The 2,190-nt window shown below is 42.7% G+C and carries 3 protein-coding genes; 2 read left to right on the top strand and 1 reads right to left on the bottom strand.

Annotated features, from left to right (window positions below; all coding sequences use genetic code 11):
* The first annotated feature begins 291 nt into the window (after positions 1-291).
* Both PX482_RS14035 and mraY read left to right on the top strand, forming a co-directional pair.
* Entirely contained in the window at positions 292-555 is a 264-nt protein-coding gene (locus tag PX482_RS14035; RefSeq protein WP_002760451.1) for a DUF3134 domain-containing protein, read from the top strand.
* A 45-nt stretch (positions 556-600) separates the two neighbouring features.
* Positions 601-1,668 (top strand): phospho-N-acetylmuramoyl-pentapeptide-transferase, encoded by a 1,068-nt coding sequence (mraY, locus tag PX482_RS14030; protein WP_288096246.1) that lies wholly within the window; start codon positions 601-603, stop codon positions 1,666-1,668.
* Here the strand turns inward: mraY and PX482_RS14025 are convergent, their stop codons facing one another.
* Complete coding sequence (locus tag PX482_RS14025) at positions 1,669-1,992, bottom strand: HesB/IscA family protein (protein ID WP_002760454.1); 324 nt, start codon at positions 1,990-1,992, stop codon at positions 1,669-1,671.
* Between the last annotated feature and the right edge of the window lie 198 nt (positions 1,993-2,190).

The following is a 2,190-nucleotide window of genomic DNA, read 5'->3' as shown; positions in this document are numbered from 1 at the left end:
TAGGGGGTTTTGTTCAGAAAAGAATTCAAATTCGGCCTTGAAAGAGTAAAACTTTCTAGGAAATAAGGTTGAACATTAGATTTTTTCGACTTGTTCAAAGTGGCCGGAGGGCATCCGGACACTCAAAACGGACGGGTCGAAAGAGTCAGACTTAAGCAATTAAGCGTTTTTCGGTGAAGCGTCAACCCCATTGACGCGACCACCCTAAAAAAGTGGCGTGGTGAGGAATCGCCGTCCGTTTTACGGCGGCGAGGATGTCAACAGAGCCTTAAAAGACATGGTAAACTCGAAATGATTGCTGCTAATCGTCGAGTAATTATGCTTAATCCTTCTATTCGTCAAGAACCCCGCTATGAACCGGCCGCGGTTATTCCCCTAAAAAAAGACGCTTCCATTGTCGAGTGGTTAGAAAAAAATAATCGCATGATTCCCCGGGATAAAATCGCCGAACCGGATCTGACTCTCGAAGAAGATGTGGAACTATCTGAACTCATGGATGTCGATGATATCGGTTATGATGACGACGAGGACGAATTAGTCTTAGATGAAGATTAATCCCGTCTTCTTTGGCAAATTTTACCCTTATCTGGCGCTTTAGTCGTGAACGCTAACATTTTTTCCGCCCCTATCTTTAAAAAACCCACTGGAACCCATCTCCTGATTCTACTAACGGGATTACTATTTCTGTTAGTAGTTTTTTTTCAGTCCACTAATTCCCTGTTACTCCCCCTGATGGCCACAACATTAATCAGTGCTGGTCTTGGTTGTCAAGTGGTGCCGATGCTGCGGCGCTTGAAAATGGGTCAGATTATGCGCGAAGATGGACCCCAGGCTCATTTAAAGAAAGCAGGAACCCCGACCATGGGAGGCAGCTTTTTTGTGCCAGTAGCCCTTATTTTCGCTTTAATCTGGTCTAAATTCGCCCCTAATGTGGTGGTGGTTGCTTTGCTGACCTTTGTTTACATGGGTATCGGTTGGTTAGATGATTGGCAAATTCTGCGTTATAAGTCGAATAAAGGCCTGTCTCCCCAGATGAAGTTAATTTTACAGATAACGGGGGCGGTGCTTTTTTGCCTCTGGATGTTGGTCAATCAGGTGAGTACCGATATCACCCTTTGGGGTCGATTAGTCATTCCTTTGGGCTTTTTCTTCTGGATTTTGGCGGGATTTGTCCTTGTGGCTGAAAGTAACGCCACTAATCTCACCGATGGGGTGGATGGATTAGCGGGGGGAACTGGTGCGATCGCATTTTTGGGTTTAGGTCTTATTATCGCCCCTAGTCATCCGGATTTAGCGATTTTCTGCACTTGTTTTGCTGGTGCTTGTCTAGGCTTCATTTTTCATAACCGCAACCCCGCTAAAGTGTTCATGGGTGATACGGGTTCCCTCGCTTTGGGAGGTGCTTTAGCTGCGGTGGGTTTAATTACTGGACATCTCTGGGGATTATTTTTAATTAGTGGTCTGTTCTTTCTGGAATCTCTTTCGGTAATCGCTCAGGTTATCTATTATAAAGCCACAAAAGGACCCGATGGCAAGGGCAAAAGATTATTAAAAATGGCTCCTTTTCATCATCATTTAGAATTAAGTGGTTGGACGGAAACCAAGATTGTGGGAGCATTTTATCTGGTTAATGCGCTTTTAGTTGTCTTGGCTATTTGGAGTAGTTAATTAAGCACTAAAGGAAAGACCACAACCGCAGGTATTTTGGGTGTTGGCATTGGTAAAACGGAAACCACCACCCATGAGATCTTCTGAATAGTCTAATTTTAAAATTTGTAGGTAGCGATCGCTGTCAGGATCGACTAAAATATTAATACCCTGACTTTGATAAAAGCGATCGTTTTCTGCCACAATAGGGGTTAATTCGAGATGATAGTGAAGTCCCGAACAACCACCGTTTTTTACTGCCAAACGCAGATAGGAACCAGTCAGACAACGGCTTTGACTCCAACGTTCAATTTCTCTAGCGGCGGCGGGACTTAATTCGATCATTGTTTTTGAGACTATTGTAATAATAATATCAAGTTCTTGTGAAGTTATACCATAGTTGTTGTCAAACTTTATGTTAAGAAATAAGCTAAAACGCACTTAAACCACCTAAAATAGAAATAGTAATTTTAGAAAAATCCTACTTATGCCAGCCAAAGATTTCCTAGACTTAGAAGAAAAGAAAAACTTACAAAAAGCTCT

The sequence above is a fragment of the Microcystis sp. M53602_WE12 genome (assembly GCF_030065455.1).
Taxonomy (GTDB): domain Bacteria; phylum Cyanobacteriota; class Cyanobacteriia; order Cyanobacteriales; family Microcystaceae; genus Microcystis; species Microcystis aeruginosa.
The sequence above is the reverse complement of the archived record's forward strand: the minus strand, read 5'-3'. Positions and strand labels throughout refer to the sequence as shown.

What these genes read in the sequence shown, in the direction of transcription:
- PX482_RS14025 (WP_002760454.1), bottom strand. Translation starts at nt 1,992, where the DNA reads ATGATCGAATTAAGTCCCGCCGCCGCTAGAGAAATTGAACGTTGGAGT.
- PX482_RS14035 (WP_002760451.1), top strand. Translation starts at nt 292, where the DNA reads ATGATTGCTGCTAATCGTCGAGTAATTATGCTTAATCCTTCTATTCGT.